Annotated in this window: 15 protein-coding genes; 10 read left to right on the top strand and 5 right to left on the bottom strand. The window is 65.8% G+C overall.

Going from position 1 to position 16713, the window contains the following annotated elements:
• The first annotated feature begins 31 nt into the window (after positions 1-31).
• Positions 32-1297 carry a bifunctional alpha/beta hydrolase/OsmC family protein gene (locus tag ACW7GZ_RS13045; RefSeq protein WP_457002691.1) on the top strand — a complete coding sequence of 422 codons (1266 nt, stop codon included), beginning with the start codon at positions 32-34 and terminating at the stop codon, positions 1295-1297.
• Between the two features lie 48 nt (positions 1298-1345).
• On the opposite strand, the gene ACW7GZ_RS13040 is transcribed toward ACW7GZ_RS13045, so the two are convergent.
• Positions 1346-3121 carry an esterase/lipase family protein gene (locus ACW7GZ_RS13040; RefSeq protein ID WP_457002689.1) on the bottom strand — a complete coding sequence of 592 codons (1776 nt, stop codon included), beginning with the start codon at positions 3119-3121 and terminating at the stop codon, positions 1346-1348.
• 177 nt (positions 3122-3298) lie between these two features.
• Complete coding sequence (gene wrbA, locus ACW7GZ_RS13035; protein WP_457002687.1) at positions 3299-3898, bottom strand: NAD(P)H:quinone oxidoreductase; 600 nt, start codon at positions 3896-3898, stop codon at positions 3299-3301.
• Between the two features lie 163 nt (positions 3899-4061).
• On the opposite strand from wrbA, the gene ACW7GZ_RS13030 reads away from it, so the two are divergent.
• From ACW7GZ_RS13030 to ACW7GZ_RS12990, 9 genes are all read left to right on the top strand, one after another.
• Positions 4062-4961, top strand: coding sequence for a LysR substrate-binding domain-containing protein (locus ACW7GZ_RS13030; protein WP_457002685.1), 900 nt, complete (start codon positions 4062-4064; stop codon positions 4959-4961).
• 119 nt (positions 4962-5080) lie between these two features.
• On the top strand, positions 5081-5422 hold the full coding sequence (locus ACW7GZ_RS13025) for a carboxymuconolactone decarboxylase family protein (RefSeq protein ID WP_457002907.1): 342 nt from the start codon (positions 5081-5083) through the stop codon (positions 5420-5422).
• Between the two features lie 200 nt (positions 5423-5622).
• A complete protein-coding gene (locus ACW7GZ_RS13020; RefSeq protein ID WP_457002683.1) occupies positions 5623-6402 on the top strand; it encodes an isochorismatase family protein in 780 nt (259 codons plus the stop codon).
• Positions 6403-6487: 85 nt separating this feature from the next.
• A complete protein-coding gene (locus ACW7GZ_RS13015; protein WP_457002681.1) occupies positions 6488-8323 on the top strand; it encodes an amidohydrolase in 1836 nt (611 codons plus the stop codon).
• 44 nt (positions 8324-8367) lie between these two features.
• On the top strand, positions 8368-9867 hold the full coding sequence (locus tag ACW7GZ_RS13010) for a catalase (RefSeq protein ID WP_457009592.1): 1500 nt from the start codon (positions 8368-8370) through the stop codon (positions 9865-9867).
• Positions 9868-10123: 256 nt separating this feature from the next.
• On the top strand, positions 10124-10828 hold the full coding sequence (locus tag ACW7GZ_RS13005) for a pirin family protein (protein ID WP_457002678.1): 705 nt from the start codon (positions 10124-10126) through the stop codon (positions 10826-10828).
• 101 nt (positions 10829-10929) lie between these two features.
• Positions 10930-11502 (top strand): NADPH-dependent FMN reductase, encoded by a 573-nt coding sequence (locus ACW7GZ_RS13000; RefSeq protein ID WP_457002676.1) that lies wholly within the window; start codon positions 10930-10932, stop codon positions 11500-11502.
• Between the two features lie 38 nt (positions 11503-11540).
• Entirely contained in the window at positions 11541-12479 is a 939-nt protein-coding gene (locus ACW7GZ_RS12995; RefSeq protein ID WP_457002675.1) for a rhodanese-like domain-containing protein, read from the top strand.
• Positions 12480-12547: 68 nt separating this feature from the next.
• On the top strand, positions 12548-13441 hold the full coding sequence (locus ACW7GZ_RS12990) for a pirin family protein (RefSeq protein WP_457002673.1): 894 nt from the start codon (positions 12548-12550) through the stop codon (positions 13439-13441).
• A gap of 212 nt (positions 13442-13653) precedes the next feature.
• On the opposite strand, the gene ACW7GZ_RS12985 is transcribed toward ACW7GZ_RS12990, so the two are convergent.
• The 3 genes from ACW7GZ_RS12985 to ACW7GZ_RS12975 all read right to left on the bottom strand — a co-directional run bounded on the left by ACW7GZ_RS12985 (position 13654) and on the right by ACW7GZ_RS12975 (position 16691).
• The gene (locus tag ACW7GZ_RS12985; protein ID WP_457002671.1) at positions 13654-14601 is read right to left on the bottom strand and encodes a glutathione S-transferase family protein; all 948 of its coding nucleotides are present in this window, start codon (positions 14599-14601) and stop codon (positions 13654-13656) included.
• Between the two features lie 221 nt (positions 14602-14822).
• Complete coding sequence (locus tag ACW7GZ_RS12980) at positions 14823-16034, bottom strand: PQQ-dependent sugar dehydrogenase (RefSeq protein WP_457002906.1); 1212 nt, start codon at positions 16032-16034, stop codon at positions 14823-14825.
• A gap of 174 nt (positions 16035-16208) precedes the next feature.
• On the bottom strand, positions 16209-16691 hold the full coding sequence (locus ACW7GZ_RS12975; RefSeq protein ID WP_457002670.1) for a DoxX family protein: 483 nt from the start codon (positions 16689-16691) through the stop codon (positions 16209-16211).
• Positions 16692-16713: the final 22 nt, after the last annotated feature.

Below are 16713 nucleotides of genomic sequence, written 5' to 3'. Positions count from 1 at the left end.
CGTCTACCGAAACAGGAAAGGCGCAGAGCCCATGCCGACTCAAGCATTTGATTTCACCGGCGCGGATGGTCAACCGCTTTCGGGTGCACTGGATCTGCCCGATGGCCCCGTATCGTCTTACGCGCTGTTCGCGCATTGCTTCACCTGTACAAAAAGCTCGCTCGCGGCCGTCCGGCTGGGCAAGGCGCTGACGGCGCTGGGCTACGGAGTGCTCCGCTTCGACTTCACCGGCCTGGGCCAGAGCGGCGGCGAGTTCGCCGACAGCAGCTTCAGCGGCAGCATTGCCGACCTGATCGCCGCCGCCGATGCGATGCGTGAGGCCGGGCGGCCGCCTGCGCTGTTGATCGGCCACAGCCTCGGCGGCGCCGCGGTCCTGGCGGCGGCCGGCCAGATACCCGGGATCCAGGCAGTGGCGACGATCGGCGCGCCTTTCGATGTCGAACATGTCACGCATCTCTTCGCCGGAGGCCTCGATGAACTCCGTGAGAAAGGCGAGGCGGAAGTCCGGATCGGCGGTCGACCGTTCAAGCTCCGCCAGTCCTTCGTCGACGATCTTGCATCCCACGATCAGGGAGATCGGATCCGCGCGCTCAGGAAGCCCCTGCTGATCCTGCATTCGCCACAGGATTCAATCGTCGGCATCGACAACGCGACCGCGATCTACAAGGCGGCACTCCATCCCAAGAGCTTCATTTCGCTCGACGGCGCGGATCATCTGCTGACCGATCGCAAGGACGCGGACTTCGTCGCTACGATGATTGCTGCATGGTCATCACGCTCGCTGAAGAGCGCGATGCCGGCGCGGAGCGACGCGCAGTCCGGCGTGGTGACCGTCGCGGAAACCGGTGAAGGGGCCTTCCAGGTGGAGGTCAGTGCCGGCGGCGTCCATTTCCTCGCCGACGAGCCGCCCGAGGTGGGCGGGCTCGGGTCCGGCCCGACGCCCTACGATCTGCTTGCCGCCGGCCTCGGCGCGTGCACGGCCATGACGCTGCGCATGTATGCACAGCACAAGCAGCTTCCACTGGACCGGGTGACGGTGACGGTCGGCCATAGCCGCCGGCAAGGGAACGAGCCCGCGGACGTGTTCACGCGGCGCCTGCTGCTGGCGGGCGAGCTGTCGGACCATCAGAGGCAGCGGCTCGCGGAAATTGCCGACAAGTGCCCCGTGCACCGGACCCTGGAGCGGGGCGCTGCGGTGGAAACCGAACTCGGCGAGACGATGCCGGATGGCGCCGCCGAGAAGCCGGGCCAACACGCAAACGACATGGCCAGCGCCACCGACGCCGAACCGGCATAGCCCCCTCCCCCACCCGGCGCATTGGCGGCATGGGGAGGTCCCCGTCACTCACTCCGCCGGGGCTGGCTGCGGGGTTAGCCGTGAGGCTGGCAGCCTGGCAAGCAGGATCCGCTTGAGCACGGTGATGGTTTCCGGGAGGGTCTGCAGGTCATGGCCGCCACGGACGCGGTACTCGGCACCATCGGGCCATGAGGCGCTCTCCAGCGAGACGACGCCATCGCCGCGCGCCGCATCCTCCGGATCGAGTATGCCGATGATGGAGTGCACGCCTACGCCCGGCGCCGTCGGCAGTTCACTCGCCGCACGACTCACCGGCTGTGCTGGCGACAGCGTCGCCAGGCTGTCCGGCCCGCCGGCCAGGTAGTTGTCGCGCAGCTCGGGCTGGACCTGGTCGGGATGCCCGAGGGTCATCCGGACCAGGTAGTCGAGCACGTCCCGCGGACCACCGATGAACCTGCGGACCAGGCGCGCCATCATCCCTTCCGCCATCAGGCTGCCGCGGTGCGGTGCGGCGATCAGCACGATGTCGTCCACGCCCTCCAAGGGTTCGAACATGAAGAGTTCGCGGGCCGCCTGGATGTCGGCGGCATCGGCCTGCAAGGCATCCGGCGGCACGGTGAATGCCGCGTCCCACAGCGCCGTCCCCGAATCGGTGGCGAGCAGCCGCGTCAGCACGCCGCCCATCGAGTGGCCCACGATCACCATCGGCGGCTGCGGATGATAGGGCGACAGGCGCCCGCGTTCGCGAAAGTCCGTGATGGTGCCAGCCAGGCCCTGGCGGTTGACGAGGAAGGGCAGCCCGGTGGGATAGCGTGCGAGCCAGAACTGGTAGCGGTCGGAAACCCTCGGATCGCCAAGCAGCTCGTTGACCATGTTGGCCCAGGTCATCGGGCTGCTCGCGAAGCCGTGCACCAGCACGACGACGTCCTTGTGGTAATCGATCGGCGCCAGCAGCCTGATCTGGGGCTCGCCATCATCGTCCGGCGCACCGCGGAGCAGGCGCCACATGTCCAGTTCTTCTTCGAACGCGATCGCGGCGCTGGCATAGGCCGCACTCAGGTCGCGTGCAAGCGGGATGTCGCCGAAGACGGTCGCGACCGACTCTTCGCGCGAGGCGTCGGTGGCGAGCAGGCTGGCGTTGCCCTCCGCATCGACGATCAACTGCACCGTGACCGGCAGCGCGAAGGGTTGTGCCGGGAACGCACCCACCGCTTCTTCCGTGCGCCCGAACGCCACGGCAGGCGCACCGATGCCGTCCTTGATCTGGCGGGTGCGAAGCCCTTTCGGCCTCAGCGCCGCGGCCAGCTCGAGCCGCTCCACGGCCGACCGGGGGAAGCGTCGCTCGTCCACCCGCCATCGGATCGACTGGGGTCGGTCGGCAATGTCCTGCACCAGGCCCGAAGTGCAGGCGTTGTGCAGGCGCAGCGCCATCTGCGAGCGCGCATCCAGCGGACCGAAGCGCCCGGGCAGGTTGGGCCCGAAAAGATAGCGATGGGTCAGGACGCCGCAGCGGGTGAGCGCCTGCGTGCGCGCGTCAGCGGTCGCACCGCGGCCATGCAGGAACAGCACATCCGCGGCCGCGATCAGGCGGATTCCCGGGCGCATGGGGTCGGGCGAATCGAGGATCGCGTCCGCGCAGGCCGGGCCCGGGCTGCGGCACGCCTCTTCCAGCCCCAGCATCGAGATGACTTCGCGCGTGGTGGCCCAGGGGCGCGCCGGCAGGCGCAGGCCATCGATCGTGGTGGAGACCTGCAGGCGGGCGTCGCGGTCGAGTCCCAGGGACTGGCAGCCCGCGGCCAGAAGGCACGCGGCCAGGGCGGGCATCCAGGCCTTCCAGAATCGAATTGCCCTGCTCAACCTTCCTCCGGAGCCGCCGCGGTGCCGGGCCATGGTAGCGGCTCCAGTGCCTTCGTGAAGGCGTTCGCGGGGGCTCCGGATGCGCCCTGCCCTTCGCCAATGCAGGACCACAAGGGTCCTGCATCGTGCTTCCGGCAGCCTGGATCAGCCCGCGAGCTTGGTGGCGACCTCGGCCACGAGGCGGCCCTGGAACCGGGCACCCTCCAGCTCGTTCTCGCTCGGCTGGCGCGAGCCGTCGCCGCCGGCGATGGTGGAGGCACCGTAGGGTGCGCCGCCAGTCACCTCGTCGAGCCGCATCTGGCCCTGGAAGCTGTAAGGCAGCCCGACGCACACCATGCCGAAGTGCATCAGATTGGTATGGATGGCCATGAGCGTGGTTTCCTGGCCGCCATGCTGCGTGGCGGTGGAGGTGAACGCCGAGCCGACCTTGCCGTGCAGCGCACCACGTGCCCAGAGGCCGCCGGTCTGGTCGAGGAAATTCGCCATCTGCGAGGTCATGCGGCCGTAGCGCGTTCCCGTGCCAATGATGATCGCGTCGTAGTCGGGAAGTTCGTCCACCTTCGCGAGCGGTGCTCCCTGGTCCATCTTGTAGTGCGATGCGCGCGCGACCTCTTCGGGTACCAGTTCGGGCACGCGGCGGATGTCCACGGTCGCGCCGGCCTCGCGCGCGCCTTCGGCCACGGCCTGCGCCATCTGCTCGATATGGCCATAGGCCGAGTAATAGAGGACCAGAACCTTGCTCATCATCATCTCCGGAGTGCGAAACGTCCGACGCTAGACCTTGGAGACCGCCGCGAATAGTCGCGTCTTTGGAATCTCAATGTTTCCAAACTAGATACAAAGATTCGGTTCCTTGCGGGATACGTAAGAGTGTGGGAACAATGCCCAGCCGTGAATGGAGCTCCAGATGGACCGGATCGAATGCATGCGGGCCTTTGTCGAGGCGGTACGGGCTGAAAGCTTCGCCGCAGCGGCGCGAACGCTGGACGTTCCGCGGTCCAAGGTCAGCAAGCAGGTCCAGTCGCTGGAGGAGGCGCTCGGCGTCCAGCTCCTGATGAGGACCACGCGCAGCCTGCACCTGACCGAAGCCGGCGCCGCCTATTACGAAGATGCCCAGGATGTGCTCGCCGCCATCGATGAGGCGGAGGAGCGGGCCAGGGGAACCTCCGGCATCCGCGGCATTGTCAGGTGCAACGTGCCGGTCTCCTTCGGGATGCGAGTCGTCAGCGGGCTGGTTCCGCGATTTCTCGAGAAGTATCCGGACATCGAGCTTCAGCTGTCGCTGACCGACCACCTGATCGATCCGGTGCGGGGAGGCTTCGACGTCACCATCCGCATCGCCGACCTGGCCGACTCATCATTTGCTGCGCGGAAGATCATGCCGGCTGCCCGCAGCCTGGTGGCATCGCCCGACTATCTCGCGCGCCATGGAGTGCCGGACTCTCCCGATGGCTTGGCATCGCATGCCTTCCTCAATTACGGCTGCCTGCAGGGCGGCATCACCATCCAGCTGACCCGCGGGAAAGAGGTGCAGCGGGTGCGTACACGCGGGCCGGTCATTGCCGACAACGGTGACTTCCTTGCGGTCATGGCCGTTGCCGGGCTGGGCATCACGCTTGTTCCGGACTTCATTGCCCAGGACGATCTGGACACCGGACGACTGGTGCGCGTGCTCGAGGATTGGAGCGCCCCGCCGATCGCTGTGCATGCCCTGTTCGCGCAGTCTCGCAACATGCCGCTACGGCTGCGGCGGTTCGTGGACTTCCTGGTCAGTGAGCTCGGCGACGGTGACACCCCGCCGCCCTGAGACGTACCGGAATTGCGGCGAAACCTGGACGGTCTTACCGGCTTTTGCGGTTGTTCTTGTTGGATATGTTCCTTCAATACGCGGCCCGGTTGAGCCGCAATGACCTTGGAGATACGACCATGCTCGATTGGAACAGCTATCGCGATGAACTCAAGGGCCGCATCGGCGAGATCGGCAAGCTTTCTCCGGACACCGTGCGCGGCTATGCCACCCTCGCGGGCGCCGGCAACAAGACCCAACACCTCGATGCAAAGACACGTGAGTTGATCGGCCTGGCGGTCGCGGTCACCACGCGCTGTGACGGCTGCATCACCGTGCATGTGGACGCCGCGCTCAAGCATGGCGCGACCCGCGAGGAAATCGCGGAGGCACTCGGTGTTGCGGTCGCGCTCAACGCCGGGGCGGCACTGGTGTACTCGGCCCGCGTCATGGACGCGGTGGCCGCCCATCCCGGTTCGTGATTTCTGCCTCTTCAGGCCCGGATTGTATCGAATCCGGAATCAATGAAGTGGCGATCATCCGGTATCTGCGCGGCCCCCGGAGATCTACGCTTCGACCACGTGCTGCCAACGAATGAACTTTCGGGCGCTGGTGCACGGGCAACACGTCCGATGAGCTTGCTCCCGTCATCGTCATTCATTTCGAACGAGAGGCGACAACCATGAAACACTCGAATTTCTTCGGCAATCTCTTCCACACGGTGGCAATGGTCGCGGTGATGTCCATCCCGCTCGCCTATTCGCCCATGGCGAGTGCGCAGCAAGCCAGTTCGCAGGCGCCCATTGAAGGGCTTTCACGCCAGCCGACGCCGGCGGCACGTGCGGCGCTCTATGACCCCAACGATGCCGTTCTCCTCCTCCTGGACCATCAGACGGGTCTTTTCCAGACGGTGAAGGACATTCCGCTCGCCGAGCTGCGTGCGAACACGGTGGCCCTGGCAAAGATCGCCGTACAGGCGGGGATACCCGTGATCTACACGGCATCGGAACCGGGTGGTCCGAACGGTCCCATCATGGAAGAGCTGCTTGAGGCCGCGCCCGATGCGATCTACGTCGGCCGCACCGGCGAGGTCAGCGCATGGGACAACGCCGACTTCGTGAAGGCCGTCGAGGCCACCGGCCGCAAGACCCTGGTCATGGCCGGCGTGTGGACCAGCGTCTGCGTCGCCTTCCCGGCTCTCCAGGCCGAAGCTGATGGCTACAACGTGCTGGCGGTGATGGATGCCTCGGGCGACGTCAGCAAGCTCGCGTCGGACGCGGCCATGCTGCGCATGGCGAACGGCGGCGTCGTACCGGTCACCACCAACACCATCCTCAGCGAAACCCACCGCACCTGGAACCGCAAGGATGCCGCCGCGTGGGGCGCGCTCTACTCCGAGCTCGTGCCGAACTACCGTGCCGTTGCAGAGAGCTACCAGCGGGCCCAGGAAGCGGCGAAGTAAGACTCGCCGTCCGCGCTTCCCTCGGAAGCGAAGTGAACGCGGGGCCGGACCGACCGTCCGGCCCCCGCCATTGAAGGAGGCATCCATGCGGTACTTGATCTTGATCGGCGCGACGCTGATGGCGGCTGCGTGCTCGAATCCGGCGCAGCCACCTGCCACGGCACAGCAGTCCGGGACACAACAGCAAGCGGGCCAGGCCGACCTCATCGTGACGAACGCGAACGTCGTCACCATGGACGCGGAACGCCCCAGCGCCCGCGCGTTCGCGGTGGTGGACGGACGGATCGTGGCGGTCGGCGACGAGGCGGAAATCGCAGCCCGGCGCGGCGACAGCACCCGCGTCATCGACGCGGGCGGCAGGACCGTCATTCCCGGCCTGAACGACTCGCACACCCACGTGGTCCGCGGCGGACGCTTTTACAACCTTGAGCTCCGCTGGGATGGTGTCGGTTCGCTGGATCGCGCCCTGCAGATGGTGCGCGAGCAGGCAGAGCGGACGCCAGAAGGTCAGTGGGTCCGGGTCATCGGCGGCTGGTCGCCGTACCAGTTCCAAGAGAAGCGGATGCCGACGATCGCGGAATTGAACGCGGCGGCGCCTGATACGCCGACCGTTGTCGTATTCCTGTACAGCCAGGGCATGATCAATCGTGCAGCCGTGGAGGCTCTGGGCCTGACCCAAGACACCAAGGCGCCGGACGGCGGCAGGTACGAGTTTGTCGATGGCGGCGCGATCCTGCACGCCGAGCCGAATCCCGCCATCCTCTACGCAATGATCGCAAAGCCGCCGGCGCTCTCGGCCGACGACCAGGTCAACTCCACCCTGCACTTCTATCGCGAGCTCAACCGGCTGGGCATGACCAGCGCCGTTGATGCAGGTGGTGGCGGCCAGCTGTTTCCCGACGATTACGCCACCAGCCTGAAAATCGCGACCGACGGCAAGCTGCCCCTGCGCGTGAGCTATTACCTCTTTGCGCAGACCGCTGGCCAAGAGGCGGCCGATTTCCGCCGTTGGGCCGACGGTTACGGGTTGGACGACAACCAGCACGAAGCGCTCGAGCATGGCTACGAGCTGGAGGGTGCGGGTGAGTTCCTGGCGCACAGCGTTGGCGACTGGGAAAACTTCATGGCGGCAAAGCCCGACCTCGATGAGCGCAAGGCGCGCGGCATCGACTGGGACACCGATCTCCACGAAGTCGCTTCCATCCTGGTCGAGAAGCAGTGGCCGTTGCGGCAGCACGCCACCTACGGCGAGAGCGTGAGCCGGATCCTGGATGTCTTCGAGCGGGTGAAGGAAGAACAGGGCCGGTTCGTGCCGCGCTGGGCGATCGACCACGCGGAAACCGTGACCGACGAAGACCTGCAGCGGATCAAGGACATGGGCGGCGGCATCGCCATCCAGAACCGCATGGGCTTCGCGGGCGAATACTTCGCCGAACGCTATGGCAAGGAAGCGGCATTGAGCGCCCCACCGGTCCGCAAGATGCTCGATCTTGGAATTCCGGTCGGCGGCGGAACCGACGGCACGCGCGTGAGCAGCTACAACCCGTGGCCGGCCATCCATTGGCTGGTGACCGGAAAGACGATGGGCGGAACGCAACTGTTCGCTGACGAAAACCGGCTGTCGCGCGAAGAAGCCCTGCGACTGTTCACCGCGAACGCGGCGTGGTTCAGCCAGGAAGAGGACGTCAAGGGCCGGATCGCCCCCGGCCAGTACGCCGACTTCGCCATCCTGACCGAGGACTACCTGACCGTTCCGGAAGAGCGCATCAAGAACCTGCAGTCGCTGCTGACCGTCGTCGGTGGAAACGTGGTCTACGCGGCGGGACCGTTCGACGACATCGCGGTGCCGGAGCTTCCCCCCGTCAGCCCCGCCTGGTCGCCTGTTGCGCACTTCGGCGGCTACCAGAACGAAAACCCGTAACAGCTGCGGATGCAGCGGTGCCAAGCAACCTTGAGGAGACCTTCATGACCAACCCAAATGACAAGGACACGCCCCGCTCGACCATGAGCACCGGCGCACCCGCTCCCAGCGACCGCGACTCGCTCACGATCGGGCCGAACGGCCCGATCCTGCTCCACGACGTCCACTTCCTCGAGCAGATGGCGCACTTCAACCGCGAGAAGGTGCCGGAGCGCCAGCCGCACGCCAAGGGCGCAGGCGCGTTCGGCAGCTTTGAAACCACCCAGGACGTGTCGCGCTACACGAAGGCCGCGCTGTTCCAGCCGGGCGCGAAGACCGAAATGCTCGCGCGGTTCTCCACCGTGGCCGGCGAGATGGGCAGCCCCGACACCTGGCGCGACGTGCGCGGATTTTCGCTGAAATTCTATACCAGCGAGGGCAACTACGACCTAGTGGGCAACAACACGCCGATCTTCTTTGTGCGTGACCCGATGAAGTTCCCGCACTTCATCCGCAGCCAGAAGCGCCTGCCCGATTCCGGCCTGCGCGACAACCACATGCAGTGGGACTTCTGGACCAACAATCCCGAGTCCGCGCACCAGGTGACCTATCTGATGGGCCCGCGCGGCCTGCCGCGCACCTGGCGACACATGAACGGCTACGGCTCGCATACCTATATGTGGGTGAATGCCGCCGGCGAAAAGTTCTGGGTCAAGTACCACTTCCACACCCGCCAGGGGATGGCGTTCTTCAGCAACGCCGAAGCCCAGGCCATGGCCGGCAGCGACGCCGACTTCCACCGCCGCGACCTGTTCGACGCCATCGCCCGCGGCGAGCACCCGCGCTGGCGCCTGAGCGTGCAGGTCATGCCCTTCGAAGACGCGAAGACCTATCGCTTCAACCCATTCGACCTGACCAAGACCTGGCCGCACGCCGACTATCCGCTGATCGAGGTGGGCACGATGACCCTCGACCGCAATCCGGAGAACTTCTTCGCGCAGATCGAACAGGCCGCCTTCTCGCCCGGCAACACCGTGCCCGGCATCGGGCTGTCGCCGGACAAGATGCTGCTCGGTCGGGCCTTCGCCTACAACGACGCCCAGCGCCACCGCATCGGCGCCAACTTCCACCAGCTCCCGGTCAACCAGCCGAAGGTGCCGGTCAACACCTACATGTTCGACGGGCAGATGGCCTATCACCACAGCGGCGCCGCGCCGGTCTACGTGCCCAACAGCGGCGGCCGGCCGTGGGCGGAGTCGCCCGGCCAGGTGGATGACGGCTGGGAGGCGGACGGCACGATGGTGCGCAGCGCCTACACGCTGCGTTCGGACGATGACGACTTCACCCAGCCCGGCATCCTGGTGCGCGAGGTGTTCAACGATGCCGACCGCGATGCACTGGTGGAACAGGTCGCCGGCAGCCTGCTCGGCGGCGTGCGCAGCCCGGTGCTGGAACGCGCGTTCGAGTATTGGAAGAGCATCGACCAAGAGGTGGGCGCGCGCATCGAGGACAAGGTGCGGACAGGCGGCGCGCCGGAGCCGGCGGCGGGCATGGGCGAGAGCTGAGAGCTGAGTACGCCCCTCGGGCGCATGATCTGGTTCTGGCTGCCTGGAGGTACAGGCAGCCGCGGGCCTCATGTCCCGGATGGTCGATCCCTGCCCCACCGCCGATTGGCGATGAATCACCACGAATCCCGTGCGACGCCGAAGTGGGATCGTATCGTTTTAAGAAACAATGAAATGATCCTAGCCCGGTATTTGGCACGCAATTCGCGACATAGACTCAATCATCAAATCCCCTCCCCCAACAGGAGTACATCCCATGATTGAACGTCGCCCCTTCGCCAGCCTCGGTGGAGCCAACCACGGTTGGCTTGACGCCAAGCACCACTTTTCCTTCGCCGAGTACCACGACCCGAAGCGCGTTCATTGGGGCGCACTGCGGGTCTGGAACGACGACACCATCCAGGCGGGTACCGGCTTCCCTCCCCACGCCCACGCCGACATGGAAATCATCACCTACGTCCGCGAAGGCGCGATCACCCACGAGGACAACCTGGGCAACAAGGGACGCACCGAAGCCGGTGACGTCCAGGTCATGAGCGCTGGCAGCGGTGTCCGCCACTCCGAGTACAACCACGAACCGGGTACCACACGGATCTTCCAGATCTGGATCATCCCGAACCAGCAGGGGCGCCCTCCCTCCTGGGGCGCAAAGCCCTTTCCCAAGGGCGCGCGCTCGGGACGCTTCATCACCCTCGCCAGCGGCATCGAAGACGACGACGACGCACTGCCGATCCGCACCGACGCACGGGTGCTCGGCGCGACGCTCAAGGCCGGTGAAACCACCGAGTACCGCTTCGCAGGCCCCGGTCGCTTCGGCTACCTGGTGCCGGCCAAGGGCAAGGTCGAAGTCGACGGCGTGGTCCTTGACGCACGCGATGGCGCCGCGATCAGCGAGGTGGAAAGCATCCGGGTGACGGCCATCGAGGATGCCGAGCTCGTGCTGGTCGATACCGCGGCCTGACCGCCTCTCGACTTCGACCACGCATCTGTCAGTGCCAACCGTAACCGTGCCGTAAGCTGCAACGCGACCATCGTGGTCGCGTTGCAAACCAGGAGAGGATGATGAAGACATACAAAGTGGGCTATCTGATCGGAAGCCTTGCCGAAGGCTCGATCAACCGGAAACTTGCCCAGGCGCTGTTCAAGCTTGCGCCGCAGCAGCTCCAGTTCCACGAGATCTCCTTCAAGGACCTGCCGCTGTACAGCTACGACTACGACGCCGACTATCCGGAGGTCGGAAGCAAGTTCAAGAAAGCCATCGAAGGCTCCGATGCGATCCTGATCGTGACCCCGGAATACAACCGCTCGATCCCCGGCGGGCTCAAGAACGCCATCGACTGGGCCAGCCGCCCCTGGGGCACCAACTCCTTCGCCAACATCCCCTCGGGCGTGATCGGCACCTCGCCCGGCGCGATCGGCACCGCGGTGGGCCAGCAGCACCTGCGCAGCATCCTCGGCTTCCTCAACTCGCCGCAGATGAACTCGCCGGAGGCCTACATCCAGTTCAAGGACGGCTTCCTCAACGACGCCGGCGAGATCGCCGACGCATCGACCGCCGAGTTCCTGCGCGGCTATCTCAAGGAGTTCCACGAGTTCATCGCGCGTGTCCTGACGGTGCTTCCGCGCGGCGCGTGACGCGCCCGCGGAAGTGACCACGGCGGCATGGACCAATGATGGAGGCACTGGACGCACTGTTGTCGACCTATGGTCTGTGGCTGGTCTTCATCGTGGTCCTGCTCGACCAGGGCGGGATTCCGATTCCCGCGTGGCCGCCGCTCGTGGTCGCCAGCGCGCAGGCTGCGGAGCGCCTGGAACCCGTGTGGCCCATTCTGCTGGCGGCCACCGCGGCGGCGCTGCTGGCCGACATGTTGTGGTACCTCGCCGGGCGCCGACACGGCGCCCGCATGCTGCGCCTGATCTGCCGCGTCTCGCTCTCTCCCGACAGCTGCGTGTCCAGCACGCGCGCGATCTACGCGAAGTGGGGTCCGCCCTCGCTGATACTGGCCAAGTTCATCCCCGGCTTCGCCGCGGTCGGCACCACGCTGGCCGGCCACCAGCGCACGCCGCTGGGCCGCTTTGCGATCTATGACGGCACCGGGGCCATGCTTTGGGCCGGTGTCGCGATCGCGACGGGCGTGGTGTTCCACGACGCGGTCAACGAAGCACTGCTGACCCTGGAGTCTCTGGGACGCGTCGGGATCGGCCTGGTGCTGGTGGCATTGCTGGTGTTCGTCCTGCGCAAGGTCTGGAAGCGCCACCTGTTCCTGCGCGAGCTGCGCATGGAGCGCATCTCCGTACCCGAGCTGCATGCGTTGATGGCGCATCCCGAAAGGCCGCTCGTCGTGGATGTCCGCACCGACGCCGAACGTGCCGAGACCGGATGGATTCCCGGCGCGGTCCACGCGACCCGGGTGGCCGACCTGGTATCCAGCGTCAGCGGCGAAGTGGTGGTCTATTGCGACTGCCCGAACGAAGCTTCAGCCGCACGCGTGGCCAGCCAGCTCAAGCAGCTCGGCTTTGGCCGCGTACGACCGCTGGCGGGTGGGCTGGAAGCCTGGCGCTTGCACGGTCTGCCCATGGAGACCTGCCGGCTTCAACCCGGCGACGCGTAACCACCACCACATGCCATCGCTGCAATAGTCGCCCATTGCTGTTCGCCCACCCTGACAGGAGACTTCCCATGATCGAACTCATCATCCAGCAGCGCTGCCGCGACCTGGGCGCGTTCGAAGTCGGCCGCGTGCTGCCGTTCGCCAAGCGCCGCATGATCGGTCCCTACATCTTCTTCGACCGCATGGGCCCCAAGCAGATCGAGCGCGGACTGCCCCGCGAAGCCGATGTGCGACCCCATCCGCACATCGGCCTGTCGACGATCACCTATCTGTTCGACGGCGAGATCATGCATCGCGACAGCATCGGCTCTGAACAGCCCATCCGGCCGGGCGAGGTCAACTGGATGACCGCCGGGAGCGGCATCACCCACTCCGAGCGTTTTGAAGAGCTCCGTGCCAACGGCGGCCCGATGGATGGCATCCAGGCCTGGGTGGCGCTGCCGAACGAGCGCGAGGAGATGGATCCGGGCTTCTGGCATTACCCGAGCGAGGCGCTGCCGGTGTTCGACGGCGACGGCATCGTCGGGCGCCTGATCGCGGGGCGGCTGGCGGGCATCGAGTCACCGGTGAAGGTCGATTCGCCTCAGTTCTACGTGCACTGGCAGTTGCCGGCCGGGTCGCGAACGACACTGCCGGCGGAGTACAGCGAGCGGGCGGTCTACGTCGCCAGCGGCGATGTCGAAGTGGCCGGCCAGCGCCTGGAGGTCGGGAGCATGGCCGTCCTGGCGCCGGGCAAGACGGCGACGGTCATGGCGCGCAGCGACGCGGTCGTCATGGCGCTGGGCGGAGAGCCCGTGGGACCGCGCTACATCGACTGGAACTTCGTGTCTTCGTCCAGGGAGCGCATCGAACAGGCGCGCGCCGACTGGGCGGCGGGCCGGATGAAGCTGCCGGACCTGGACAACGACGAGTTCATCCCCCTGCCGCCCAAGATCGGGGCAGCGCCGGAACCGATGTCCTGAGCAGCGCTGGGCAGTTCAATCCCTGGTCGCCGTCGGCACTTCAACGACACCGTCGCGCTGCGCGGCGAGTACAGCCGCTTCGAGCTGGGCGATGTCGACGTTGACCTGGCGCAGGTGCAGGTGCGGTTCGACTTCTGATCGAGCTGCAAGTCAGCCCTTCACGAGGCCGGCCCCGAAACGGGTCGGCCTCGTGCTTTCCGGGGATGGCAGGCTCAGAACGGCTGCAGTGGCCCCAAGGGCACGACCCCGGTCGGATTGATGGTGGGGTGGCTCTCGTAGTAGTGCCGCTTGATGTGGTCGAAGTGGACCGTATCGCTGACCCCCGGAATCTTCATCATCCGCGCGGTGAACCCATGCAGTGCCGGATAGTCGGCGATCCGCCGGAGGTTGCATTTGAAGTGCCCGTGGTAAACCGGGTCGAAGCGCACCAGGGTCGTGAACAGGCGGATATCGACCTCCGTGAGCCGGTCGCCGACCAGCCAGTCCCGGGTGGAAAGGTGCTCCTCGAGCCAGTCGAGGGCTTCGAACAGCGGCAGCACCGCCGCCTCGTATGCTTCCTGCGTGGTGGCAAAGCCGGCCCGATACACCCCGTTGTTGACGGTCGCATAGACCCGCGCGTTGACCGCGTCGATCTCCTCGCGCAGTGGCGCCGGATAGTAGTCGCCCGGCTTCGCGCCCAGAACGTCATACGCCGCATTGAACATGCGGATGATCTCGGAAGACTCGTTGCTGACGATGGTGTCCGTGGCCTGGTCCCAGAGCAGCGGCACCGTCACCCGACCCGTCATCCCGGGTCGTGCCCGGGTGTAGAGCTGGTGCAGGTACTCCGCGCCCATCACCGGGTCAGGCGTGACCCCCGTGCCATTGGCGAAAGTCCAGCCGTGCTCGAGCATGCGCCAGTGCACGACAGACACCGGCACCAGCTCCTCGAGCCCTTTCAGGGCGCGCACGATCAGGGTGCGGTGCGCCCAGGGGCAGGCGTAGCTGACGTACAACCGGTAGCGACCGGGCTCGGCGCGGTGTCCACGCTGCCCATCCGGTCCGACGCCACCGTCGGCGCTAAGCCAATCTCGGAAGCTGGCCTCCTCGCGCCGGAATTGGCCGTCCTCAGCCGTGTCGTACCACTTGTCGCGCCATTTGCCTTCAATCAACAGGCCCACGGGATTCTCCTGCGTTGTGTGCAATCGTTGGAATGCGAACAGCTGCGTATGAAAGGACGCCCTGTTCGATGACGGGCGTGTCCTGTCGAAGCTGATCGGCCGGCCGACCACGTCGCTGAAGGACTCCGTGGCTGCCACGCCAGAACAGGTCTGATGCCGCTTTGACGAGGTTTGACCACGAAATTCCCGGAGTCAAACCTCGCCCTGCATGATTGGAAGGGTCAGCTTTCGGTCGCCGACGTTGCTTGCTCCGGCGTCAGCTTCAACAACCAACCCTCGCCCTGGCGGGTGCCGTCTTCAAGCAGCCAGATGGCGCCATCGGGGCCCTGTTCAACTTCGCGGATGCGCCGCTGCATGTCGAATCGCTGCGCTTCGCGTGCGCTGTCGCCATCGAACTCGATGCGCACCAGCGACTTCGACGACATGCCGCCGATGAAACCGTTGCCCTTCCACGCCGGGAACAGGTCACCGCTGTAAATCATGAAGCCAGCGGGCGAGATCACCGGATTCCAGCTCACCACCGGCGCGCGGAATTCCGGGCGGGTGTCGTGGTCGGGGATCACGGTGCCGTCGTAGTGGTCGCCATTGGAAATGATCGGGTAGCCATAGTTGGCGCCCTTCTCGATGCGGTTGAGTTCATCGCCGCCCATGGGCCCCATTTCCTGTGCCCACAGCTGGCCGCTGGCGTCGAAGGCCAGGCCGAGGATGTTGCGGTGGCCCAGCGTCCAGATCTGCGCGGTCACGCCGCCCTGGTCGGCGAATGGATTGCCCTCTGCAGGCGTGCCGTCGTCGTTGAGGCGCACGATCTTGCCCAGGTTGGTGCCCAGGTCCTGCGCCGGGTCAAACTCCTTGCGCTCGCTCGAACTGATGAACAGCTTGCCGTCGCTGCCGAAGGCGATGCGGTAGCCGAAGTGGCCGTCGCCGCTCTTCTTCGGGTCCTGGCGCCAGATCACCTCGAGGTTCTCGAGCGCGCCACCACCCTGACCATCGAGCATCAACTTGCCGCGCGCAACCGCGGCACCCATCAGGCCCCCGTCGCCGGGTTCGTTGAAGCTGAGGTAGACCAGTCCGTTCTCGGCGTACCCGGGATGCAGGACGACATCGCCCAGGCCGCCCTGGGCCACATGCTTCACCTCCGGTACCCCACTGATGTTGCCGGTCTTGCCGGTCGCCGGGTCGTAGAGGCGCAGCGTGCCCCCCATCTCGGTCACCAGCAGACTGCCGTCAGGCAGGAAAGTCATCGCCCAAGGGGTGTTGAACTTCGTTACTTCAGCAGTGGCGAAGCTGCTGGCCGCTGCGTTTTCAGGTGCGGGGGTTGTCGCCGGTGCGGTCTGCGCCGGCGTTACGACTGCGGCCTCTTCGCCGACATTGCTGCCACAGGCGGTCAGCACTCCGGCGATGGCAGCCACGATCAACATTTGTTTGAACTGGATCATTGTTTGTCCTCGGTGGATTGGAAGGAAACGCCCGGCATGAGTGATTACCCGGGTGATGACATGGCTCCGAGCAGAGCCAGCTTGTCAATCAACAGGCCCACGGGATGCTCCTATTTTGTGTGCAATCGTTGGAGTGCAAATAGCTGCATATGACAGGCTGCCAAGCTGCGGCTAACGCGTGTGGATTTCCGGATTCGACGGTGATTGCAGCCACGCTCGTAGGCGGGAGCTGGATTGAAGCTTGATGTCCATGCACCTGCTGACCGTTGCTTCGAGCGACCCCTGCGGGTTGCCGGCCGCGTGCCCATTGGCTGTCCTGCAAGCGGTTTCCGCCCCCGCAATCCTTCGGGAATGGACCCATTCATCCATGCTGAAGCCTCCGGCGCCGAGCACCGCGATCACGAACAGGACCATGGTGAACATGCCGGTGCCGGCGAACTCCAGGAATGCCGACGGTGAGATGAAATCCCAGGGCAGCCGGGCCAGCGCCGACAGTCCAAGCACTCCCAGCACGGCGGCGGCATATCGGGTCTTGAAGCCGACCATGAGGAGCGCGGCGCCGGACCAGTTGATGATGTTCGGATGCGATGGCTCGATCGAAACCAGTACCGCTGCCGCTAGCAGGCGTAGGAGCAGTGCATTGAAGTCGGTCATGGAGTGTTCCCAACGTTGGTGC

This window comes from Luteimonas sp. A537, from assembly GCF_054052065.1.
This window is presented reverse-complemented; position numbering and strand designations above follow the sequence as displayed.